The following is a 23,370-nucleotide window of genomic DNA, read 5'->3' as shown; positions in this document are numbered from 1 at the left end:
TTCCTTCTGCGGGCAGGAGCATTATTGAACGCTCTATAAAAAAGTTGAATCACTATTTCACTTTTTCAATAAGCTTACGATATATTGAGCTGTGTAGCAATGGGTGGAGCCGGTCTCCTGGAGAGAAAAATCCAGCTATGGTCCAGGCTTGGGTCCGCCTCTCTTGAGTGTCTCTCCAGCCTGGAATTTGTCCACCAGTTTCGTCCCCATTCGGGAGGGTTGCATGCGGTTTTTGTTGATTGCGTTGAGCGCGGCCTTGGCCTGGGGAGCTGAACCCGTCAAGCTGACGCCTACCCCGCAGAAGTTCCGGACCTTCCATGCCGTCGGCGCCGCCGAAGCGCCCGCTGCCTTGAAGACCCCGGCCCTGAAAGCGCCCCTCGAGGGCGTGACGGACCTCGCCACCGCCACCGACGGAGCCGTCTGGTACGGCACGCCGCAAGGCCTCGTCCGCTGGGACGCAGCCGCCGGCCCGCGCGACCGCTACCAGTACTTTGCCGGCCAGCGCTATCTGCCCTCCGATACAGTCGAGCGCGTCGTCCCCGACACCCAGGGCGGCGTCTGGGTCCGCACCCCGGCCGGTATCGCCCACATCGAACTCCGCCGCATGACGCTGCTGCAGAAGGCCGCTCTCTTTGAAGAACGCATCCGCCAGCGCCACGACCGTCACGGCATGGTCTCGCCCTCCCGCCTGACGGTGCCCGGCGACCTCAAGAGCAGCCGCACCCGCGACGACGACAACGACGGCCTGTGGACCGGCATCTACGCCGCGGCCGAGTGCTACCGTTTCGCGGTCACCGGCTCGGCCGAAGCCCAGGCGCGCGCAAAGAAGGCCATCGAAGCCATGCTGTTCCTGGAACAGGTGGCGGGCTCGCGCGGCTTCCCGGCCCGCTCGTACATCGAGAAGGGTGAACCCATGCCCACCGACGGGGAATGGCACTGGACGGACGACGGCAAGTATTACTGGAAGGGCGACACCAGCTCCGACGAGATCGTCGGCCACATGTACGCCTACGCCATCGCCTACGACCTGCTGCCCGATCCGGCCCTGAAGAAGCGCATCGCGGCCACCACCCGCCGCATCATGGATCACATCCTGGCCAACGGCTACTACCTGATCGACCTCGACGGCAAGCCGACGCGCTGGGGCAAGTGGTCCCGCCAGTACTTCGACGAAGCGCCCGGCGACTCGGCCCTGAACAGCCTGGAACTGCTGAGCTTCCTCAAGACCGCCGCCCACATCACCGGCGACGCGAAGTACGAGCGCGAATACCGCAAGGCGGCCATCGACCTGAAGTACGCCGAGCAGACGGCCCGTTACCGCGAACTCCACGAGGAGATCAATTACTCCGACGAGGAGCTGGCGATGCTGCCGTTCTACTGCCTGTTCCTCTATGAGAAGGACGCGGCGCTCCTCGACAAGTACTACCGGCCGGCGCTCGACCAGTGGTGGGCCAACATCCAGCGCGAGGACAATCCCCTGTGGACCCTCATCTACCTGATGGGCCGCCCCCAGGGGACAGTGGATCTGCACGGCGCCGTGCGCACGCTCTACCGCCAGCCCATCGACCTCATCACCTGGTCAGTAAAGAACTCGCATCGCGCCGACGTCGTCATGAGCGGCACCAAAGACCGTTTCCAGAAGCCCGAAGCCGCCACCTTGCTGCCGCCGGATGAACGTCCTGTGATGAAGTGGAACGCGAATCCGTTCATCATCGATTCCAATAGCGCGGGTCACGGCGAGGACGACGGCGCCGCGTTCCTGCTGCCTTACTGGTTTGGCCGCTATCAGAAGCTGTTCGCCGGGGAGTAATCGCCATGCGGTTGTCTAGTTCGTTGCTGCTGCTGGCCGCTGTCTCGCAGGCCGCGCAGGTGTGGACCGTCCGTGTAGAGGAGCCTACCGGGCTCTACCGCCGGACCAATGAAGCGGTGGCCGTTCCTCTGGCCAAGCTCGGCGGGCACACCGCGGGCTTCACCGTCACGAATGCCGAGGGCAAGGAGCTCCCCTGGCAGGTCAGCGCCGGGCAACTGCTCTTTCCTGCTTCGTTGATCCCGGGAGAACTTCCGGTCTACAGCGTGTCGTGCTGCGACGCGAAGCCCTCCACGCCCTTCGTGAATCCCATCCTCCTGCGCCGCCTGGGCCTGAACCGCGTCGAGTTCGGCAACGCCTTCTTCCGTGCCGTCATCGACCTCAAGGCGGCGGCCATCGTGGAAGCCTATACGCTGCGAGCCGGTCCGCAGAAGTCCCTGAACCTGGTCGAAACCACGCCGGAAGGCGGCGAAGCCCTGAAAGGCGACGTCCACGAAACCACCCCCGAAGCCGAGCGTTTCTCCCCGGCCCCCGTCACCGGAGTCGGAGGCCAGAACACCGGCTGGACCACACTGGGCGGGCAGGGCAGTTTCACCTCTGTGGAACTCCTGGAAGCCGGTCCCCTGCGCGGCCGCCTCAAGCTGACCCGCGCCAACGAAGCCTGGGAGATCACCTGGACCTCCGGCAACGCCTGGTTCCGCTGGAAAGCCGCGCGCGGCTTCCGGTTCGCCGCCATCTCGGCCACCCCGTACGTCCCCTTCGACCGCTGCAAGGACGGCTCCGAGTACGAGTTTCCCGGCGGACCCGGTGAGGAGGAGCCCCTGCCGCGCGACGTCGGTCCGCGCAACTGGCCCACTCTGCCGGGCGGCCACATGGTCTACTACCAGGGCGCCGAGAACTATGGAGCCCTGGGCATCGTCGCGCTCGATTCCACCCTCCGCTGGACCGGAGCCGGCACCCGCCGCTTCGAGGCCCGCAAGCCAGAAGGCGCCACGGAAATCGCGGTGACGTTCCCGGAGTGGCAGGGCTCCATGACCGCCGTCGCGGCCCGCCAGGAGAACCGCATGCTGCGCCAGCCCCTGCTGGTGCACGTGAGCCCGGCCACCTCCACCGCCGTCGCCATCCAGGAGCCGGCCGAGCGCCTGGCCGCCGCGACCGTCGGCGCCGGCCCCACTACTGCATTCCAGCAGGACGCCCTCCCCCTGGACGGAGCCTGGCAACTCGCGTTCGTCGAGAAGGGCGAGGGTCCGCCTGCCTCCGGCTGGAAGACCGTTCAGGTGCCCGGTTCCGTCCACGTCCAGTGGCTCGACCCGTCGAAGATCTACAGCCGCGACGCCGAATGGGTCAGCTACAAGGAGTGGTGGTACAAACGCACCTTCACCGTACCTGAGCGCTTCCAGGGCAAACGCCTGCGGCTCCAGTTCGAGGCCACCGACTACTACGCCGACACCTACCTGAACGGCGCCTACATTGGCCGTCACGAAGGCTACATCGATCCCTATGAGTTCGATGTGACGGAGCAGGCGCGCCCCGGGCAGAACGAAATCCTGGTCCGCGTCTGGACGCCGGTCGACTACTACTGGAAGCACCGTCCCTACACGATCAAGGGCGCGTACGGAGCCGTCGACCAGAAGCCCGACGACATCACGGCCCTGGGCATCACGCGTAGCGTCCGCCTGGCGGCCTCGACCGAGGCCCAGATCCGCGACGTCGCCGTGGATACCCGTCTGAAGGGCGCGGCGGCCGAGGTGAGCGTCCAGTTGGAGGCCGCGGCCGTCGATCGCGGTTACACCTGGGAACTGACCTTGTCGCCGCGCAATTTCCCCGGCGCCGGACGCATTCAGGTGAAAGCCGCGGCCCGCACGAAGCAGACCTTGACCATCCCCGTCGCCCAGCCGCAGCTCTGGTGGACCCGCGATCACGGCAAGCCGAATCTCTACACCCTCGACGTCCGCCTGCTCGATGCCAGCGGCCGTGCCGTCGATGGCCAGAGCCTGGCCGTGGGCATCCGCGAGATCGAGAAGATCGGCTGGGACTTCTACCTGAACGGCAAGCGGCTGTTCATCCGCGGCACGAATTACTACTACCACCTGTACATGTCCGAGATGGACCGCGCGAAGTACGAGCGCGACGTCAAGCTGATGGCCGGCATGAACATCAACATGATCCGGCTGCACTGCCACTTCAGCAACCGCGAGTTCTACGACCTGGCGGACGAATACGGCCTGCTCATCTGGCAGGACTTCCTGGAAGCCTGGTATCCGCACGACCGCGGCTTCGCGCAGCGCGCCGCCATGCTCTACGACAACCACGTCCGCTACGCGCGCAACCACCCCAGCATCGCCCTGTGGGCCACCAGCGATGAAGAGGACTTCGAGAACTACCGCGAGATCACCAAGCACCTCTACCCGCGCCCTTCCACTCTCGACCCCCAACGCCGCGCCGTCATCCGCTCCACCGGCCGCTTTGGCGACTCGCATGTCTATCACGGCTGGTACAACGGCACGCTCTGGGAGTACACACAGATGCAGGAGCAGTTCGTCTCCGAGCTCGGCGCCACCAGCCTGCCGAACTATGAGACGCTCATCCAGTTCATGCCCAACCAGTGGCCCATCAAGGATCACGAGGACGAGTGGATCTGGCGCCGCCTGCAGATCCCGCAGGCCATGAAAGCCTGGGGCGATCCCGGAGCCCTCTCGCTGAAAGAGTACATCCCCCAGACGCAGGCCTACGTCGCGCGCCTCTTCCAGATCGCGCTGGAGCGCATGCGCCGCCGCAAGAACGAAGGCGCGGGCGGCGTCCTCCACTTCCACGCCATCGACATCTGGCCCTCCGTCACCATGGCCGCCATCGACTTCAACCGCGTCCCCACCAAGGTCTACGACACCGTCCGCCGCAGCTTCGAACCCGTCGCCGCGCTCTTCGAATACGATCGCGACCAGTGGAAGCCCGGCGAAACCGTCCGTTGCGGCCTGTGGGCCGTGAACGACCGCTGGACCGCCGTGCCCGGCGCGAAGCTGCGCTGGCGCTTTGCAGGGAAAACCGGAGAGTATCCCGTGTCCCTCGCCGCCGACTCTGTCATCCGCCTCGGTGCGGCGGAGTTCACCGCCCCCGCCAAACCGGGCCCCTACGAATTGAAGGCGGAGATCGTCGATTCCGCCGGCAAGGTCATCTCCGAAAACGTGTTTGAGTTCGCGGTAGCGCCGTGAACGAAAGGGATTGAATGAGATCACTGTTCCTGTGCATCCTCGCGCTCAGCGCGGCGGCCGAGCCGTTGACCGTCGGCAAGTTCGCCGCCGAGACCCGAACCTTCTACGGCAAGGCGCAAGGCCTGCCCGCCGATGACGTACTCTCGGTGCGCGTCGATGCCGCCGGAGCCGTCTCGGTCTTCACCAGCGCCGGCGCGGTGACCCTCAGTAACGGCAAATGGGCCGCCTCCCAACAGAAGGCGCCTGCTTCTCCGAATACCGCCCGAGCTAAGGATGGACGCGTCGCCGAGGCCCGCGCCGATGGCCTCTACCTCAAGACCAGCGCCGGCCCCTGGCAGCGCCTCTTCCCGAGAACCGCTACCCAGAGCTGGGCGCCCGTCGATGTCCGCGGCGTTGCCTTCGATTCGAAAGACCGCCTGTGGTTCGCCGGCCCGCAAGGCGCCGGAGTCCTGGACGGCACCACCTGGACCCTCTATACCGGCCGCGAGGGCTTGCCCTACGACGACTTCACCACCGTCGCCGCCGGTGAGAATGGCGTGGTCTGGTTCGGCACGCACAAGGGCGCCATCCGCTTCGACGGCCAGGTGTGGGAGTACCGCCAGGGCCTGCGCTGGCTGCCCAACGACGACGTCCGCGCCATCGCGGTGAACACCAACGGAGACGCCTGGATCGCCACCCCCAAGGGTCTCACCGTCATCGAGCGCAAGCCCATGACCCTCGCCGAGAAGGCGCGCATCTTCGAATCAGAGATCGACAAGCGCCACCGCCGCACGCCCTACGGCTATGTCCATCCTGTCGTCCTGAAACAGCCCGGCGACCTCAGCGCATGGACCCAGACCGATAGCGACAACGATGGCCTGTGGACCTCCATGTACGGCGCGGGCGAATGCTTTGCCTTTGGAGCCACGGGTAGTCCCGACGCCGCCCGCCGCGCCAAGGCCGCTTTCGAGGCCCTGCGCTTCCTCGGCACAGTCACCCAGGGCGGCGACCATCCGGCCCCCAGGGGCTTCGTGGCGCGCTCCATCCTGCCCGTCAGCGGCCCAGATCCGAACCTGCACGATTCACCCGAACACGACCTGCGGAACCAGCAGACCCGCGACAAGCGCTGGAAGGTGATCACCCCGCGCTGGCCCAAAAGCGCCGACGGCCAGTGGTACTGGAAAACCGACACCAGCTCCGATGAGCTCGACGGCCACTACTTCTTCTACGCCCTCTACTACGACCTGGTGGCCAAAACCGACGCTGAGAAGCAGCGCGTTCGCGACCATGTCGCCGCCTTGACCGATCATCTGGTGCAGCACAACTTCCAACTCGTCGACCACGACGGCAAGCCCACCCGCTGGTCCATCTTCAACCCCGAGGAGATCAACAACAACCGCGACTGGTGGCAGGAGCGCGGCATGAACTCGCTCAGCATCCTCGCCTATCTCAAGGTCGCCTCACACATCACCGGCGACGCGAAGTATGAGAAGGCCTCCCGCTACCTCATCGGGCAGCATGCCTACGACATGAACGTCCTCATCACCAAGACGCACCTGGGCATGGGCGCCGGCAACCAGAGCGACGACGAGATGATCTTCATGAACTTCTACAGCCTGCTGAAGTACGAGACCGATCCCGACCTGCGCCAGAAGCTGCTGCTGTCCTTCCGCAACCATTGGGAGAACGAAGTGCCGGAGCTCAATCCCGTCTTCAACTTCCTCTACGCGGCCGTTGCGGCGGGCCAGAAGTACAGCGATGCCTACGGCATAAAGGACCTCTCCCCCACCGGCGACTGGCAGGCTGAGAGCGTCGACACGCTGAAGCGGCTACCCCTCGACCGTGTCGACTGGCGCGTCTCCAACAGCCAGCGCAAGGACATCATCCACCTGGCGGAGCCGGTTCGCGACGAAGGCAAGCGCGCGACAGGCTATCGCGTCAACGGCAGAGTCCTGCCCATCGACGAACGTTACGTCGGCCACTGGAACCACGATCCGTGGACCCTCGACCAGGGCTGCGGCGGCCGTTCTCTCGGCGATGGCGGCGTCTACCTGCTGCCCTACTACATGGGCCTCTATCACGGCTTCATCCGGGAGTAATCAATGACCACGAAACTGACCGTCCTCGCGCTGCTGGCCGGCGCGGCCTTTGCGGCGGAGCCCGCCTTCCAGCAGCAGTTCATCTTCGCGCCCCAGAAGCTGCACGCCCATTCGTCCTCCATCGTCGAACTGGCCGACGGCCGCCTGATGACCTGCTGGTACATCGGCTCCGGCGAGCGCACGGCCGACGACGTGAAGGTGCAGGCCGCCTTCCTGAAGAAGGGTGCGAAGGAGTGGGACGCTCCCTTCACGCTCGACGACACGCCCGGCTTCCCCGATACCAACCCCCTCCTGTTCGTCGACAGCAAACAGCGCCTCTGGTTCCTCTGGACCGCGATCCTCGACAACCGCTGGGAGACCGCGCTACTCAAACTGCGCATCTCGGAGCCCGCCTTACGCGCGCCCATGCCCAAGTGGTCGCTCTCTGACAACGTCCTGCTCATCCCCGAGGGCTTCGCCGGCAAGGTCAGCCCCAGGCTCCGCGAACTGGTGGAGCCCGTTACCGTCCAGCGCGACCGCAACGAGGCCTTCACGGCCATCGTCCGCTCCACAGACAAGCTGCTGAACCGGCTCGGCTGGATGCCGCGCATTCACCCTCTGGAACTGCCCTCGGGCCGCGTCCTCCTCCCGCTCTACTCAGACACCTACAACCTGTCACTGGTGGCGATCACGGACGATGGCGGCAAGACCTGGCGTCCCAGTGAACCCCTGGTCAGCCTCGGCGGAGTCCAGCCGTCGCTGGTGAGGAAGAAGGACGGCACGGTGGTGGCGTACATGCGTGACAACGGCCCGCCGCCGCAGCGCGTGCTGGTGAGTGAATCCAGGGACGACGGAGTGAACTGGAGCGCCGTCACCGACTCCGAGATCCCCAACCCCGGCTCCAGCGTCGAAGTCATCGCGTTGAAGACCGGCGAATGGGTGATGGTCCTGAACGACACCGAAAAGGGCCGCAATCGCATCTCAGTCTGGATGTCGCCGGACGAAGGCAGAACCTGGCCGTGGAAGAAAAGCCTGGAGAACACGGAAACCGGCGGCTACTCTTACCCTTCCGTCATTCAGACACGCGACGGAAAGGTCCACGCCACCTACAGCTTCACCGGCCCGCACGCCAAGGGCGAGAAGGAACTGCAGACAATCAAGCACGTTGCATTCGACAAAGACTGGGTGAAGAAGTAAAGGCCCGTCTGCCGGAGAGGCCCGTCACGCCGTGGACGCCGGGTCTCCGCCCAGCACATCTCCATAGCCGCACAGCCGGATGCCCAGCCGTTCCACCGCCGCGGTGACCCGCGGGTCGACCAGCGCTCGCAACTCCGCTTCCCGGCTCTCCTTGAGCCTGGTGCGCGCGGCCCGCAGTTCGTCCGTGCAGAAGCCCGGATGGACCATGAACTCGGTCGACCCCTCCGGCAGGTTCTCCAGCAGGTGGACGACATCTTCCGCGTGAAAGCGGCCCGTGATCTGGAAGCCGGCAAACCAGTCCGTTGTCCTGCACCCGTGCTTCGCCAGCTTCTTATGGAATTGTCCGCGCACTGAGCCGAACATGCGGCTGATGGCGCGCTTAGGCAGCGGCACGGCGGACGGCGAACCCGTGATCGGCAGGTCGAAAGGACGCCGCACCCAACGCACGCCAAACTCCTCCGACAGGCGGACCACGGCGTCCAGGACCGGCGGGAAGAGATGCGTGTGCTTGTGGGTATCCAGATGCGTGGGCCGCACACCCGCGTCGAGGATCTTCACCATCTGCGCACGCAATTCGTCGTAGACGCGGATCTCTCGCAGCACCACGGCCTTCATCAGTTGCGAGACGGTTTTGGGAAAACTGCGCCGCGGGGCCAGCAGCGACTCTCCGCCCACCAGCACCAGGTGCACCCCGATGTCGAGGCTGGGCACTTCGCCCGCCAGCCGCACGGCGTCCTCAAAGGCCGCGCCGTTCGCCATCAGCGTCGTCGAGGTGAGAATGCCCTTGGTATGGGCCTCCACGATGCCCGCATTGACGTCGCGGGTGAAGCCGAAATCATCGGCGTTGACGGCGAGAAGTCTAGGGCCCATCAGAACAGCTTCAGTTGAATGGTGAGGAACTTCTTCGGGTTCGCCCGGAAGTCCTTCATCATGGCCTGGATCTCCGCCGTGGTGGCGGTCAGGTTCTGGTACAGCGCCGGATTCACCATCAACTGCCCAATCGTCCCGCGGCCCGAATTCACGCTGTCGATCGTGTTGTTGATCTTGTCCAGGGTCGCCACCAGCTTGTTGTGCAGCGCCTCGTCCTTCAACAGCTTGCCGGCCGTGCCCTTGCCTGCGTTCAGGTCCGAGAGCATCACGTGGAGGTCCGCCGTCGATTTCTTCAACTCGTCGAACAGGGCCGGGTCCTTCAGCAGCTTGCCGGCTGTGCCCTCGCCCCGCTCCAGGCCCGCCACCAGATTGTCCATACGGGTGAGCGTCTGGCGCAGATCGTTGTAGAGCCCTTCGTCGTAGAGCAGGTGGCCAATGGTACCCTTGCCCTCGCTCATGGCCTTCGTGATCTTCTGGGCGTCGCCCATGATCCCGTTCACCTTGTCGTAGATCTCGGAATCATACAGCAGCTTGCCGATGCTGCCCTTGCCCGATTCCACCTGGGAGACGACCTTGTCGATGCGCTTCAGGATCGACTGCACGGAATCCAGCAGCGGCATCGCCGACTGCATGATCTCCAGGAAGTCCTTCTCGTCCCGCGCCTTCAGTTCGCTGCCCGGCTTCACCGGCACTGGGCTCGAGCCACGCCTGATGTTCAGGAACTTCGCGCCCAGCACGTTCTCCGCACTGAAGCCCACGATCGAATCGTCCGGAATCATCGCCATGAACCGCTGGTCGATGGCCATGGTCATCCGGATCGCACGGTCGTTGTTCTTGTCACCCGTCAGGTCGATCTTCTTGAGCTTGCCGATGAGAATGCCGTTCAGCCGGATAGCCGCGCCTTCGCTCATCGCGCCCGAATCCTGCATGAAGGTGTACAGCGATGCCTTCTCTTCGAACGGATTATCCGCACCCGTCATCAGGAAGATCAGGACAGCCAACAGCACCAGGGCAATCAACGACATGATGCCCACCCTCAGCTGTGACCAGGCAACTTTATTGGACGCCGGCATTCCTCCTCCTTAGCTTCCCACGAAAGCAGCCCACGGCTCAGCGGCTGGCGAACTTGGCGACATAGGGATCCTGGCAGCAGTCGAATTCAAGCGAAGCCCCCAAAAATGCAATGGCCCCCTCCTTCATCACCATGTAGCGGGTCCGGGTGGAATCTCCGTTCGCGCCCACGGGCCGCAGCCCGCCACCTTTTTCGTTATATCGGTACCGTTCCAGGATTTCTCCATCCTGGTGGCGATGCGTCACAATCACCGTCGTCGCACCCCGCACGTCTCTCCCTTTTACGATCAGCGCGATGATGTTGTTCGCCGTAATCGGGTCGAGGCCCGCCGTCGGCGAATCGTACAGCAGCAGCTCAGGTTGCGTCACAATCGCGCGCGCAATCCCGACACGCCGCCGCATGCCGCCCGAAAGCTCGCTGGGAAACTTGTCCAGGGTGTGCCCCAGCTCCACGAACTCCAACGATTGCTCCACTTTAGGCCGAATCTGCTCCGGCGGAACCTGCAGCAGCCTCTGGTTGACCAACGGATACCCGACGTTTTCCTCAATCGTGAAGGAATCGAACAGCCCGCCCTCCTGGAACAGGACCCCGATCCGGCTGCGGACGTCGAACCAGTCGCGTTCCGGCAGCCGCGTCACATCCTGCCCAAACAGGTGGATCCGGCCCGAGGTGGCAGGCAGCAGCCCCAGGGCCAGCTTCAGCAGCAGCGTCTTGCCGCTGCCGGCCGCCCCATGAATGATCAGGGTCTCTCCGCGCATCAGCTCGAAGCTGACGTGGCGCAGGGCCAGATTGTCGTCGAAGCCGAAGCTGACGTCGTCAAAAACCAGGATCGGCGCTTCCTGTGGCGTGCTCATAGGGTCGTCACATCGAAACGAAGATCCGGCCGATGATGAAGGTCAGCACCACCACCCACACCGACGCCACCACCACGGCTTGTGTCGTCGCGCGGCCTACGCCCTGTGTTCCACCCGTCGTGCGCATGCCATAGAAACAGCCCACCAGCGAGAGGACAATCGCGAAAATGAACGGTTTGAGCAGGCCCTGGCCGATGTCGTCATACCCCAGCGCGCGCCACGCCGTGTTCCAGTACTGCGCGCCAGTGGTCAGCGGCAGCATGACGCAGGCGACGATGTAGCCGCCCACCAGCCCCACGAAGTCCGCCAGCACAGTGAGCAGCGGCAGGACCACCGCGGTCGCGATCAAACGCGGCTTCACCAGCTTCATCACCGGGTCGGTGCCCAACGCCCGCATGGCGTCGATCTGCTCGGTCACCTTCATCGACCCCAGCTCGCTGGCCATGCCCGAGGAATTGCGCCCGGCCACCATCAGCGCGGTCAGCACCGGTCCCATCTCGCGCACCAGGGTGATGGCGACAATCATGCCTACCTGGCTGGTCGCACCGTAGGTCTGCAAGGCGCGGGACATCTGCAGGGCCATGACGGCGCCGCTGAAGAATCCGGTGAGGATGACGACCGGCAGGCTGCCGACGCCAATGAGGTCCATCTGCGTGAAAACATCGTCCCAGTAGTACGGCTTTCGGACGATGCCGCGCGAGGCGCGCGCCGACAACTGGACGAACTCCTGGAATGTAAGGACAGGAGCTTTCAGGAATTCCAGCAAAGCGCAGCGATCCCCTTGAAATCTGATGCTACCATACGGGGCGTGAACGGCTCTTTCTGTAACAATTGGAAAAGGATATGAAGGGTCTCACCGACATCGACGGCATCCTCGTCGGGCACGCTTCCGACTACGAAGCGCTCACCGGTTGCACCGTCATTCTCTGCGAACAAGGGGCGGTCGCCGGCTACGATATCCGTGGCGGAGCCTCGGGTACCGAAGAGGCCGAAGTGATGAGCCCGTTCCACATAGCGCCCGTCGTTCATGCCGTCGTACTGGCCGGCGGCAGCGCCTTCGGCCTCGAAGCCGCCAGCGGAGTCCGCCGTTTCCTCGAGCACAAAGGCGTCGGCTTCCCCACCGGAGCCGCCATCGTCCCCATCGTGCCGGCCGCGATTCTCTACGACCTCGGCATAGGAAAGGCGAATATCCGCCCCACCCGGGAAATGGGCGAAGCCGCCGCCTCCGCCGCGACTGCTGACGCTGTCAAAGAGGGCAACCTCGGGGCCGGCACCGGCGCGACCATCGGCAAGGCCCTTGGCATGAAGAACGCCATGAAAGGCGGCCTGGGCTCCGCCACCGTTAATCTGCCAAATGGCGTCAAGGTTTCCGCCCTGGTAGCCGTCAACGCCCTGGGCGACGTCGTCGACCCCGCCACCGGCCGGATCTTGGCCGGAGCCCGCAAGCAGCCCGGGTCGCGCGAATTCGCCGGTTCTTCGGCCCTCATGAAACAGCTTGGCCCCACCGGCGGACTCAGCCGCGGGAACACAACTTTGGCCGTGGTCGCTACCAATGCGAAGTTCACCAAAGTGGAATCGACGGCCATCGCGCGCCACGCTCACCACGGGTTGGTGAAGGCGATTTCGCCAGTCCACACATCGATGGACGGCGATATGACGATATGTCTTTCCTACGGGAAATTGACAGCCTCGGTTGACGCAGTCAGTGTCGCCGCCGCGGAAGCGGTGGCCGAGGCGATCGTGCGCGCCGTCAAGGCGGCAAAATCCATAGGCGGCGTGCCCGGTCTGGCTGGCTAATTAAATGCGTAAACTACTGATACTTCTCCTATTAGCAGCGCTCGGCGCGCAGGCGGCCACACCGCCCATCTACTATCTCCTGTGGTTCGACACCGAAGATTACGTCGAGCCGGCCGCGGACGATGCCGCCCTCCGCATCGCCCAGGAGCTCACCAAACGAGGCATCAAAGCCACTTTCAAAGTCGTCGGCGAGAAAGCCCGAGTGCTGGAACAACGAAATCGCACAGATGTCGTAGCTGCCCTCAAACTGCACGACATCGGCTACCACTCCAACTACCACAGCATCCATCCCGCTTCCGCCGAGTATATGGCCGGCAAGGGAATGATGGATGGCGAGCAGGAGTTCGCCATGCGGGAACTCTCCGGTTTTCAAGCGGTTGAGAAGGTGTTCGGAATGCGGCCCAGTTGCTACGGCCAGCCCGGCAACTCGTGGGCGCCGCAGGCGAACAAGATTTTGCGGCAGTGGGGCACCCGCGTCTACATGGACGAGGGCGGCCAGGTGGGCTACGAGCAGCAGCCGTTCTGGTACGGGTCGCTGCTCTACATTTTCGGCCTCGGTCCCAACACCATGCGCGCGAACCTCGACAAACCGGAGCTTTTACCGGACGCTTACCGTGCATTTGACCGCGCGGTCGACCGTCTCCGTGCGACCGGCGGCACGATCCAGACCTACTACCACCCCACCGAGTTCGTCACCACCGAGTTTTGGGACGGCGTGAATCTCCGTCGCGGCGCCAACCCCGAGCGGTCGGAGTGGAAACTGCCCAAGCGCCGGACACCGGAGTCCACTGAGCAGGCCTTCAAGCTGTTTCTCGCGTTTGTCGACCACGTCCAAAAGACGCCGGGCATCAAGTTCATCACGGCCCGGGAAGCCGTTGACGTGTTCCAGCCGCGCGAGCAGTCCGTCCCCCTCGAGGCCGCCCGCAAACTCGCTGAAAACATTGATGTTCACGACGGATTCTCGCCGGCCGACCAGGTCCTTGCGTTGCTGGGCTTGCCGGCCCGGCATGTCGACGGACCCCTGCGCCGCGTTGCTACCACATTGAAAGCACAGGAGATCTCGCGCCCCGCGTTCGACCGCGCCAAGCAGGACGCCGTGCGGGCCATCACCCAGCAGGGCCGCCTGCCCGATTCCGTCTGGATCGGCAGCCAGGAACTGTCCTTGCCCGACTTCGCGGCCACTCTGGCGGGGGACACCGGCACTGCCAACGTGATGGTTCGAAAGGGTCAACTGACCATCGAGAGCCACATCGGCACCGACGCCGCCAAACTGTACAACTGGGTCATTCACCCCGAAGGCTTCGCACCGGAGAATCTGCTGGAACTCGCGCGCCTGCAGGCCTGGACCCTCAAGCCGGCTAAGCTTCGCTGATCTGGACCAACGCGGCAAGTTTCTTGGGCGCAGTCAGCTTGTAGCTCAACTTGAGCGTCTCGCTGACTTCGTCCCAATCGATTTCACCGGTGTCGAGCCGCACGCCCACCCAGCCCCTGGACCCTATATAGGCCGGCATATAGAAGCGCTTCGGATCGGCGGCGATCAACGCTAAGTTGTCGCCCGGCAAGGCCTTGCAGTTGATGCCGACGATCCCGTCACCGTGGTGGTTGTCCAGGTAGTACGCAAACGTCTTCTTTCGAACCAGGAAGCTGGCATGGCTGCCGTGTATCTCGCGGACAGCTTCCGGCATGTCCAGGCAAAGCCTGCTCACGTGGTCGAGAATCGATTCCTTCTTCCGCATCCCTAGAGCGACAACGCGGCCTGCAACATGGCCCGCGTATACGCTACATCATAGACATCGCCGGTGTAGCCGCCACCGCCCGGGTAGCCCTTGATGGGGCCGCGTTCGCGGTCGTAGTCCAGGGCTCTCGGGTGTTCCGGATAGACGGTGCCGGTGTATTTGTTGTTCACGATTTCGCGCATCACTCCGAACATGTCCACCTGGCCGGCATCAATGAATACCTCTGCGTATTTCTCGTAGGGTTTGCGGACCTCCACGTTCCGGAAGTGGATGTGGTTCACACGCTTGCGGCTCAGGAAGTAGCGCCCCACTTCGATCGGATCCTCGCCCATTTCACGGGTCACTCCGCAGTCGAAGGTAATGCCGTTGGCCGGGTTGTCGACGATGCTGATCAGCTTCTTCCAGCCCGCGACCGTGCCCATGATCTGCTGCGAGCCCCGGCTCATGGGCGACGGCGGGTCGTTGGGATGCAGTGCCAGTTTGACGCCTGCTTCTTCCGCCACGGGAATGACGGCTTTCAGGAAGTAAGTGATCGTCGCCCACATCTCGTCGAGCGTATGGGCGCCCTCCTCGGGCAGCGGGGGCAGGTCCTTCATGCGGTCGTAGTCGAACGCGGTGTAGCCCGCTCCGGCGCGGCCTGTCTCCTCGTAGTAGCCCTCCATGGCGCGATGGGCATACCAGTTGTACTCCACCACGGCGAGCCCCACCTTGCCGGCCACCCGGATGGACGTCCGCACGTTCTCGATCTCTTCATCGCGGCCGGGACGCCCGTAGATGGCGTTGTTGAAGCCGCCGATCATCTGGTTGTAGAGGGTGAGCCCGCCGGCCTTGTAGGCGTCCATGCGGTGCCTCATCTCCGCCTCGGTCCAGGGCGATCGAGGACCGCCGCCCAGGATGTGCGACACCCCCAACTGCGTGACGCGGCGCATCGATTTCTCGTCCAGCGCGGAAGGCAGGCACAGCTTGGGCGTCGAGGCGGATTCCTGGATAGGCCAGGACTTGGAGGGCGCGGCGGCCAGCGGCAAGCCAAGCAGGCCGGCAGACTGGAACAGAGCCCGGCGGGAGGGCGTGGAGTGCATAGGGAGTCTCCTGTTGGAGCGCAGTCTATAACAAATCCGCGCCGGAAACAGGCCTCACTCGTACGGCCAGGCAGGGCGCGTAAATAGGCCGCCGTCGACCCAGATGGTCTGGCCGGTGACGAAATCGGCGTGGCTCGACGCCAGATAGGCTACCGTGTGGCCGATATCCACAGGCAGACCTACCCGCGCCAGCGGCGTCAGCTTCGACCAGGTGGCGCCGTAGTCTCCGGCTTCGTGCTTGGTGCGCTCGATCTCGATAGCCCCGGGCGCCACGCAGTTCACCCGGATCTTGTATTTGCCCAGTTCCACCGCCGCCACTTTGGTGAACTGCTCGATGCCGCCCTTGCTGGCGGTGTAGTCCACCAGGTTGGGGAAGGCCCACTTGTTACAGCCGGAACCGATGTTGATGATCGAGCCGCCGCCGGTCTCCTTCATGTTGAGCGCGGCGCGCTGTGTACACAGGAAACAGCCCTTCAAATTCACGGCCAGCACGCGATCCCACTCGGCTTCGGTCAATTCCAGCAATGGTTTCCAGGTTTGAACGCCTGCGTTGTTCACATGAACATCGAGTTTGGGGAACCGTTCAAAGACCTTGTCGAACATGGCATCGATCTCGGTTTTGAGGCCGACATTGGCCTTGATGGCGAAGGCAGTGGCGCCGATTGCAGTGGCCTCTTCGACCGTGGCCTGGGCGCCTGCCTCGTCGCTGTTGTAGTTGACGGCGACCGCGCAGCCCTGCCGCGCCAATTCCAGTGCGATGCCTTTGCCGACGCCTTTGCTGGCTCCGGTGACCAGCGCGAATTTGCCTTCCAGTGGGTTGCCCATACCCTGTCGATTCTACTTCGATCAGGCACTCGGCGTGGCCAGCCGGGCCAACGACGACAACCGTAAGAATACAGAAGGCACGAATGTAACCACTTTCCAGTTGCCCCCTCCTCTGTTTTTATTCACACTTGGTGGTGAGAGAGGCCTTCGAACGAATTTGAACCTGAAACTGCCAGACTCGCCCCCCGTGTGGGAGCCGTCCGACCGCTGGACTGTTGTCAACGCCAAGGAACTTTATGACATCGATCGTTGGGGGAAGGGCTACTTCTCGATCAACGACGAAGGTCACGTGCTGGTGCACCCAACGGCCGAGCCGCACAAATTCGTCGACCTCAAGAAACTGGTGGACACCCTGGTGCTGCGCGGCATTGACCCGCCCATTCTGCTGCGCTTCCCGGAGATCCTCGCCAACCAGCTCTCCGAGCTGAACAAGGTTTTCCTTTCGGCGATCAGCGAACACAACTACCAGGGCCAGTACCGCTGCGTGTACCCCATCAAGGTGAACCAGCAGCGGCAGGTAGTGGAAGAGATCAACAAGTGCGGCCGCCAGTACGGCTTCGGCCTGGAAGCCGGCTCGAAGCCGGAACTGCTGGCCGTGGCCGCAATCGCCGACAACGAGACGCCGATCATCTGCAACGGCTTCAAGGACGACGAGTACATCGAGATGTGCATGCTGGCCCGCAAAGTGGGCCGCGACATCACCCCCGTCGTCGAAAAGTTTACTGAGCTGGAACTGATCCTGAAGCACGCCGCCGCGATGGGCGTGCGGCCGGCCATCGGCCTGCGCGTGAAGCTGGCCAGCCGCGGTGCGGGGCGCTGGAAGTCTTCGGGCGGCTACCGTTCGAAGTTCGGCCTCACCGTGACCGAGGCCGTGCGCGCGCTGGAGACGCTGAAGGCCGTGGGCATGGAGGATTGCGTCAAGCTGCTCCATTTCCACCTGGGCAGCCAGATCACGAACATCCGCCACATCAAGGGCGCGGTGATCGAAGCGGCCCGCGTGTATGTCGACCTCAAAAAGCAGGGCGCGGGGCTGGAGTTCCTGGACGTCGGCGGCGGGCTGGGCATCGACTACGACGGCTCGCAGACGGACTTCGAGTCCAGCGTGAACTACACGCTGCAGGAGTACGCCAACGACATCGTCTATCACATCCAGAACGTGTGCGATGAAGCCGAGGTGCAGCACCCGACCATCGTCACGGAGAGCGGCCGCGCGATTGCGGCCTATCACAGCGTGCTGGTGTTCAACGTCCTGGGCGTGAGCGGCTTCGGCGAGGAAGAGGTTCCGGTGGAGTTGCCGGACGAATCCGAGCAGCCGCTGATCGACCTGATGGAGAGCTACAAGAACATGAGCTCGAAGAATCTGCTGGAGTCGTTCCACGACGCCCAGCAGGCTCTCGACTCAGCTTTGAACCTCTTCAGCCTGGGCTACCTGCCGTTGAAGCAGCGCTGCGTCGCTGAGAATCTCTACTGGCTGATCTGCCGGCGGATCCTCTCGATGGCGAAGCAGTTGGACGTCTTTCCGGAGGATCTGGAAGGGCTCGACGCCATGCTGTCGGACACGTACTTCTGCAACTTCTCGCTATTCCAGAGCATGCCGGATAGCTGGGCCGTGAAGCAACTGTTCCCGATCATGCCGATCCACCGGCTGAATCAGCAGCCGACGCGCAGCGCCGTGCTGGGCGATATTTCCTGCGACAGCGACGGCAAGGTGGACCAGTTCATCGACCGGCGCGACGTCAAGAAGACGCTGCCGCTGCATGCGGTGAACGGGGAGGCCTATTATCTGGGCACGTTCCTGGTGGGCGCGTACCAGGAGATCCTGGGCGACCTGCACAACCTGCTGGGCGACACACACGCCGTGCATGTGCGGGTGAACGACCAGAACCAGCCTGTGCTGGAGGCCGTGATCCGCGGGGATACGGTGAAGGAAGTTCTCGACTACGTGCAGTTCAACGCGAGAGACCTGCTGGAACAGTTCCGGCAGGATCTCGAGACGGCCGTGCTGCGCGGCAAGATCGGCTATGAGGAATCGGGCCGGCTGCTGAAGTTCTACGAGGACGGCCTGTACGGGTATACGTACCTCGAAGACACGCACGGGGCATAGACGGGTAACACGGGACAGGCGATAACCGCCTCCTCCCGGCTTTCAAACACTTAGGGCGTACCTCGCATCCGAGGTACGCCCTTTGGTTTGGAACTGGTGAGCCAGGTTAGGCCTTGGCCATTTCCCGGTCCATGAACGAATACCCCAGCATGTGGCACACGATCATGTGGACGTCCTCGATGCGGCCCATGTGCGGCTCCGCGGCCAGGATGTTGACCTGCGCGAGCGGGGCCAGTTTGCCGCCGTCACGGCCCGTCATGGCGATGGTCTTGCACCCGATGGAGTTGGCATACTCCAGCGCGCGCAGCACGTTGGGCGAATTGCCTGAACCGCTGATGGCGATGACCACATCGCCCGGGTTGGCGAAGTTCTTGAGCTGCTCGACGAAGACACACTCGTACGACACGTCGTTCGAATAGGCGGTGAGCGTGCCCAGCGAGTCGGTCAGCGCCATGGCGCGAAACCGCTTGTCGCGGCCGAAGCTGGCGCCTTTCACAATGTCGGTGACGAAGTGCGACGCCGTCATGGCGCTGCCGCCGTTGCCGCAGACGAAGATCTGGCGGCCTTCGTCGCGCGCTTCGCGCAGCCAGTCGGCCGCCTGTTCAACCTTGGCGAGATCCAGCTTGTTCAGCGTGGCTTCGAGAGTGTTCCGATAGGTGGTGAAGAATTCCATGGTTTCGCTATTTCTGTAGAGCCGCCGAGGCGGCCAGAACTTCTTCCGGCGACGCGGTCCCGGTGCCGGGTTTCATAATCGTGATGGACGCGACCAGGTTGCCGAATTCGACTGCCTTGGCGGGGTCGCGCGTAAGAGCCAGAGCCACGGAGGCGCCGGCATTGAAACTGTCGCCCGCTCCACAGATATCCACTGGATGCTCGACAGGACGGGTTTGGATGGTTTGCGTGGATCCCTCGCCGACAATGACGGCGCCCTTGGGACCCTGGGTGACGATGAGCGTGGAGTGGCCGATGCGCTGCCGCAAGGCCTGGTAGTCCAGTTGGCCGAAGTAGGCGAGGCACGACTCCTCGGCCTCCTGCTCATTCAGCTTGACGAGGACCTTGCGATAGAGCGCGCCGCGGCGGCGCGAGTCGACCCAGATGATCTTGGCCGGGTCTGTTGCGGCGATGGCGGTGAGGGCTTCCCGCACCTTGGCGGTGACCAGCCCGCCGGACTCGGTTTCCGCCTGGTCCGAAACGATGATCACGTCGAATTCGGGCGCGAGCTGGTTGAGCCTCTGCACCACCGCCGATTCCACAGCCGGCGGGATGTCGCCGGTGTAGACGAAATCGACGCGGGGCCGATCCTCGACGGAGTTGGTGTCGTTGATGAGCTTGGTGTAGGTGAACGTGGGCAGTTCGGCGGCCTGCAGGACGGCGGAGGCATCGATGTCGCGGCGGGCCAGCGCCTGCATGAGTTCGTAGCCATTGCCGTCATCCCCGCGAACGCCGAGGATCGACACGCGGCCCACGCCCAGAGCCTTGAGATTCGAGGCAACCGTGCCGGCGGCGCCGGGCGTGGTTTCGCGGGAGATGACAGCGATGCGGGGAATGCCGGTTTCACGGGAAGGATCGGACAGAGCGGGGTCGTAGCGGCACCAGCGATCAAGGCAAACATCGCCCACGACGAGGGCGGACAGACCGGACAGAGCTTGAAGTATGTCAGCGGGGCTCATGAATTGTCCTGTACTCAAAGGGCGGCCCGAGACGGCCGGGCGCCCCATTCTTTTTATCATGACGGAACGAACTCTCCCGGCTAGGCGGGGAAGAGATGGCGGCTCAGCTCGGACAGGCCGAGGTAGTTCGGCACGATATAGTCCGCACCGACGCCGGCCAGGCGGTTGCGTTTCCAGCCGTCGATCACCAGGCACTCGCCTTCGTCGGTAGCGACACCAACGGCTACGCCGCCCACCGATTTCACGTTCTCGATCTCGACATAGCCATCGCCGAAGCCGAGGATCTCATGGCCGTCGCACTCGGCGCCGGCGATGATGCGCTCAATCAGGATCTTCTTGGAGAAGCTCTTGTAGTCGTCAAGGGCGCCGAAGACGCCGCCGTTGAAGTAAGGCGTGACCCCCAGCAGGTCGGCTTCCGCCTTCATGTAGCTCTCGTCCGTGCCGCTGGCAAGATACAGCGTCATGCCACGGCTGCGCAGCAGTTCCAGCAGCTCAATCGAGCCGGGCACCATGTGCTTTTCCTTCGAACCGCCCTCTTTGAGCTCCTTCAGGCGATCGGCAATGCGCTCCTGAAGCAGGTCGAGATAGCGGCGCTTGTAGACGAGCGGTTCAGCCGGCGTGCCGCCGCGCTTTTCCACCTGGCTGGCCAGCTCGAACATCTGATAAATGGTTTGCTTGCCCGTGAGACGGTCGACGAAATCGCGGACGATGGCGGAAAGCTCCGCCTCGCTTTCGCCGGTCTTCGTGGAGGCGAGTTCCTCCACCATCATCGGCACCATGACGTCGGCCCAGCCGGCCCGGATGAGCGAGAGCGTACCGTCGAAATCAAAGAGTGCGACTTTGGCGCCTGAGGCTGAGCCGGCGCCGGGCAGGATTTCTAATGATTGCGGAAGAGTAGGGTTCATTGTTTGGACAGACAGGGTTCAGGCGCCGCTCTTTGCCGGAGCGTGCGCGGTTGCGGCTGGCTTGGCCGGGGCGCCTTCGCACACACCTGCCTGCTTCAGCGCTTTCGCGATACCGGAAGCATAATCCGTGATCATGCCCGGCAGAAGTTCTTCCAGTTGTTTGTTGAAGCGCGCCTTGGGCATCGACATCGACACCGAGGAGAATACCTCCCCATTGCCGCAGATGATGGGCGCTCCAATGCAGGTTCCGCCAGGAACGGTTTCCTCGCGGTCCCACGCATAGCCGCGCTGGCGAACCATGGTGAGGTCGTCCTGGATGGCGCGGAAGTCCGTGAGCGTGTTGGGGGTCAGGGAGAAGATCCCGTAGGTATACAGCAGCCGCTGTGCCACATCCGGCGTCTGATAGGCCGTGATGGACTTACCCAGCGACGAGGCATAGGGTTGCAGGATGCCGCCGCGGTAGTTGGACATCCGGATGTGATGCGTCCCGTCCATCACCTCGATGACGCGGATTACGTCCTCGAAGAGAAAGGCCAGCGCGACCGTCTCGCCCAGTTCGGCGTTGAGGCCCTGCAGGAACGGCACGGCTAACTCCCTCACCGACCGCAGCCGGTTCTGCTGCTGGATCGAGGGCCAGTCGCGGCCAAGTTCGTAATTGTCGTTGGCGTCCCGGGCAAGATAGCCGGTCGCCTGCAAGGTTCTGAGCAGGCGCAGCGTGGAGGCCTTGCCCAGCCCCGCGAATTCGGAAATGTCCCGTAGATTCATGGGGTTGCCCTTGCGGGCGAGGGTTTCGAGGATCTGCAGACCCTTGGCCAACGACCTGGATTCCTGTACGGCTTCGACGGGAGCCGGCTTGGCGATGGAACGTCGTTTCATTTTATTGTTTGACGATCACAACAATTGAATCTATTATACAATTTCGGGAACACTCCCGCCGATGAATCACCGGCCGTGGGGGTACCCGTTCAGTATTATGCTACGGAATCAACAGATAGGTGGAATTATTCCCGCGTTGCTACTGCCGCGCGATGCCGAAGGTGGACCCGCGTGGGACCTTTTCGAACGCAATGCGGAGCTGTTGATGAGTGCCGGCGGAGTGGGCTTGTGCGTCAACGGAGCGACGGGTGAGTATGTCGCCGCTTCGGAATCTGAGCGGATCGAAGCAGTGGTCCGGGCCAGGCGGGTTGCCGGCAATCGCGGTCTGATTGTCAGCGCCGTCGGCGCGGCCAGCCTGCGTGAAACCATTGCCCTCGCGCATGTGTCTCAGGAGGAGGGCGCTGACGTCATCCTCATCCCTCCGCCGCACTTCTTCCGTTATGCCCAGGAGGATCTGGCCGAGTTCTACCGGCAGGCCGTCGGCGCGCTGCGCGTTCCGGCCCTGCTGTACAACCTGCCGTCGTTCACGGCGCGGCTGGACTCCTCCCTCTGCCTGGATCTCATCCACCAGCTGCCCGGCCTGGCCGGGATAAAAGATAGCAGTGGACAGTTGGATATTCTGACCTCGCTGACCACTCCTGAAGGATCAACCGGAGTGCGCCTGGTGGGCAACGACACCGTGCTCGCTGAAGCGATGCGGCGGCAAATCTGTGACGGAAGCATCTCCGGAGTGGCTGGAGTGCTGCCGGAACTGACCATCGGCCTGTGGAAAGCGGGCGTCGCGGGCAAGACCGAGCTGTTCGAGCAAATTTCCGGACTGTTGGACGAACTTTTGGCTCAGTTGGAGCCATTTCCCATTCCGTGGGGCATCAAGCTGGTCTCCGCTGTGCGTGGATTCGGGACGGCGACGTTTGCGCTGCCCTCTTCAGCGGTGCGGCAGCAGCAATGCGCGGAGTTCCAGGCGTGGTTCTGTGAATGGTGGCCGGGCGCGAGCGAGTTGCTGGGTGTGCCGGCAGCGGGTACGCTGAGCCTGCGCCACAGCTAATACCGTCGCTCCAATTGGTGTTCAGCCCTCCGCCGGCGCTCGCTGTTTTCGGGCGCTGTGTGGTTTTTCTCCACAATTTGCACTGCGCCGGACAGCCGGCGCGGAGGCTCCTCCCTACCTTTTGATGGTTTCCGATTATTTGCACTTCATGTAAGCGAATACCGGAAAATGATACACAAAAGTCATTTGACACAAATTTAGCTCGGGTTCTATACTTCAATACAGAATTTTGATACGTAGGTCGAATATTTTCCTGCGTAGCGTAAA

At 63.4% G+C, this 23,370-nt stretch carries 19 protein-coding genes; 8 read left to right on the top strand and 11 right to left on the bottom strand.

Annotated features, from left to right (window positions below):
• The first annotated feature begins 223 nt into the window (after positions 1–223).
• Genes IRI77_RS25740 through IRI77_RS25725 form a run of 4 tightly spaced genes read left to right on the top strand, consistent with a single transcriptional unit; the run spans position 224 to position 8,270 of the window.
• On the top strand, positions 224–1,810 hold the full coding sequence (locus IRI77_RS25740; RefSeq protein WP_194447862.1) for a hypothetical protein: 1,587 nt from the start codon (positions 224–226) through the stop codon (positions 1,808–1,810).
• 5 nt (positions 1,811–1,815) lie between these two features.
• Complete coding sequence (locus IRI77_RS25735; protein WP_194447861.1) at positions 1,816–5,016, top strand: glycoside hydrolase family 2 protein; 3,201 nt, start codon at positions 1,816–1,818, stop codon at positions 5,014–5,016.
• Positions 5,017–5,030: 14 nt separating this feature from the next.
• Positions 5,031–7,094, top strand: a complete 2,064-nt coding sequence (locus IRI77_RS25730; RefSeq protein WP_194447860.1) for a hypothetical protein — start codon at positions 5,031–5,033, stop codon at positions 7,092–7,094.
• Between the two features lie 3 nt (positions 7,095–7,097).
• The gene (locus IRI77_RS25725; RefSeq protein ID WP_194447859.1) at positions 7,098–8,270 is read left to right on the top strand and encodes a sialidase family protein; all 1,173 of its coding nucleotides are present in this window, start codon (positions 7,098–7,100) and stop codon (positions 8,268–8,270) included.
• Positions 8,271–8,294: 24 nt separating this feature from the next.
• Here the strand turns inward: IRI77_RS25725 and IRI77_RS25720 are convergent, their stop codons facing one another.
• Genes IRI77_RS25720 through IRI77_RS25705 form a run of 4 tightly spaced genes read right to left on the bottom strand, consistent with a single transcriptional unit; the run spans position 8,295 to position 11,832 of the window.
• Positions 8,295–9,140, bottom strand: a complete 846-nt coding sequence (locus IRI77_RS25720) for a ChbG/HpnK family deacetylase (protein ID WP_194447858.1) — start codon at positions 9,138–9,140, stop codon at positions 8,295–8,297.
• On the bottom strand, positions 9,140–10,213 hold the full coding sequence (locus IRI77_RS25715; RefSeq protein WP_194447857.1) for an MlaD family protein: 1,074 nt from the start codon (positions 10,211–10,213) through the stop codon (positions 9,140–9,142). The genes IRI77_RS25720 and IRI77_RS25715 overlap by 1 nt, the downstream gene beginning before the upstream one ends.
• A 37-nt stretch (positions 10,214–10,250) precedes the next feature.
• On the bottom strand, positions 10,251–11,066 hold the full coding sequence (locus IRI77_RS25710) for an ABC transporter ATP-binding protein (RefSeq protein ID WP_194447856.1): 816 nt from the start codon (positions 11,064–11,066) through the stop codon (positions 10,251–10,253).
• Positions 11,067–11,073: 7 nt separating this feature from the next.
• The gene (locus IRI77_RS25705; protein ID WP_194447855.1) at positions 11,074–11,832 is read right to left on the bottom strand and encodes an MlaE family ABC transporter permease; all 759 of its coding nucleotides are present in this window, start codon (positions 11,830–11,832) and stop codon (positions 11,074–11,076) included.
• A 77-nt stretch (positions 11,833–11,909) separates the two neighbouring features.
• Between IRI77_RS25705 and IRI77_RS25700 the strand changes: the two genes are divergently transcribed.
• Together IRI77_RS25700 and IRI77_RS25695 are read left to right on the top strand one after the other, a co-directional pair.
• Positions 11,910–12,863 (top strand): P1 family peptidase, encoded by a 954-nt coding sequence (locus IRI77_RS25700; RefSeq protein ID WP_194447854.1) that lies wholly within the window; start codon positions 11,910–11,912, stop codon positions 12,861–12,863.
• 4 nt (positions 12,864–12,867) lie between these two features.
• Entirely contained in the window at positions 12,868–14,235 is a 1,368-nt protein-coding gene (locus IRI77_RS25695) for a polysaccharide deacetylase family protein (protein ID WP_194447853.1), read from the top strand.
• On the opposite strand, the gene IRI77_RS25690 is transcribed toward IRI77_RS25695, so the two are convergent.
• Genes IRI77_RS25690 through IRI77_RS25680 form a run of 3 tightly spaced genes read right to left on the bottom strand, consistent with a single transcriptional unit; the run spans position 14,222 to position 16,503 of the window.
• Positions 14,222–14,599 (bottom strand): MmcQ/YjbR family DNA-binding protein, encoded by a 378-nt coding sequence (locus IRI77_RS25690; protein WP_194447852.1) that lies wholly within the window; start codon positions 14,597–14,599, stop codon positions 14,222–14,224. The two genes, IRI77_RS25695 and IRI77_RS25690, sit on opposite strands and share 14 nt — an antisense overlap.
• A 2-nt stretch (positions 14,600–14,601) precedes the next feature.
• Positions 14,602–15,678: a mannonate dehydratase gene (locus IRI77_RS25685; protein WP_194447851.1), complete on the bottom strand. Its 1,077-nt coding sequence runs from the start codon at positions 15,676–15,678 to the stop codon at positions 14,602–14,604.
• Between the two features lie 54 nt (positions 15,679–15,732).
• Positions 15,733–16,503, bottom strand: a complete 771-nt coding sequence (locus IRI77_RS25680; protein WP_194447850.1) for an SDR family NAD(P)-dependent oxidoreductase — start codon at positions 16,501–16,503, stop codon at positions 15,733–15,735.
• 157 nt (positions 16,504–16,660) lie between these two features.
• Between IRI77_RS25680 and speA the strand changes: the two genes are divergently transcribed.
• Entirely contained in the window at positions 16,661–18,607 is a 1,947-nt protein-coding gene (gene speA, locus IRI77_RS25675) for a biosynthetic arginine decarboxylase (protein WP_228486317.1), read from the top strand.
• Between the two features lie 106 nt (positions 18,608–18,713).
• Here speA and IRI77_RS25670 read toward each other — a convergent pair whose 3' ends face one another.
• The 4 genes from IRI77_RS25670 to IRI77_RS25655 all read right to left on the bottom strand — a co-directional run bounded on the left by IRI77_RS25670 (position 18,714) and on the right by IRI77_RS25655 (position 22,058).
• Positions 18,714–19,280 carry an SIS domain-containing protein gene (locus IRI77_RS25670; protein WP_194447848.1) on the bottom strand — a complete coding sequence of 189 codons (567 nt, stop codon included), beginning with the start codon at positions 19,278–19,280 and terminating at the stop codon, positions 18,714–18,716.
• 7 nt (positions 19,281–19,287) lie between these two features.
• Positions 19,288–20,277, bottom strand: a complete 990-nt coding sequence (locus tag IRI77_RS25665; protein ID WP_194447847.1) for a bifunctional heptose 7-phosphate kinase/heptose 1-phosphate adenyltransferase — start codon at positions 20,275–20,277, stop codon at positions 19,288–19,290.
• 80 nt (positions 20,278–20,357) lie between these two features.
• On the bottom strand, positions 20,358–21,182 hold the full coding sequence (locus IRI77_RS25660) for an HAD family hydrolase (protein ID WP_228486316.1): 825 nt from the start codon (positions 21,180–21,182) through the stop codon (positions 20,358–20,360).
• A gap of 18 nt (positions 21,183–21,200) precedes the next feature.
• Positions 21,201–22,058 (bottom strand): IclR family transcriptional regulator, encoded by an 858-nt coding sequence (locus IRI77_RS25655; protein ID WP_194447846.1) that lies wholly within the window; start codon positions 22,056–22,058, stop codon positions 21,201–21,203.
• A gap of 61 nt (positions 22,059–22,119) precedes the next feature.
• Between IRI77_RS25655 and IRI77_RS25650 the strand changes: the two genes are divergently transcribed.
• Complete coding sequence (locus tag IRI77_RS25650) at positions 22,120–23,103, top strand: dihydrodipicolinate synthase family protein (protein ID WP_323745166.1); 984 nt, start codon at positions 22,120–22,122, stop codon at positions 23,101–23,103.
• Positions 23,104–23,370 lie beyond the last annotated feature (267 nt).

Source organism: Paludibaculum fermentans (genome assembly GCF_015277775.1).
Taxonomy (GTDB): Bacteria; Acidobacteriota; Terriglobia; order Bryobacterales; family Bryobacteraceae; genus Paludibaculum; species Paludibaculum fermentans.
The sequence above is the reverse complement of the archived record's forward strand: the minus strand, read 5'-3'. Positions and strand labels throughout refer to the sequence as shown.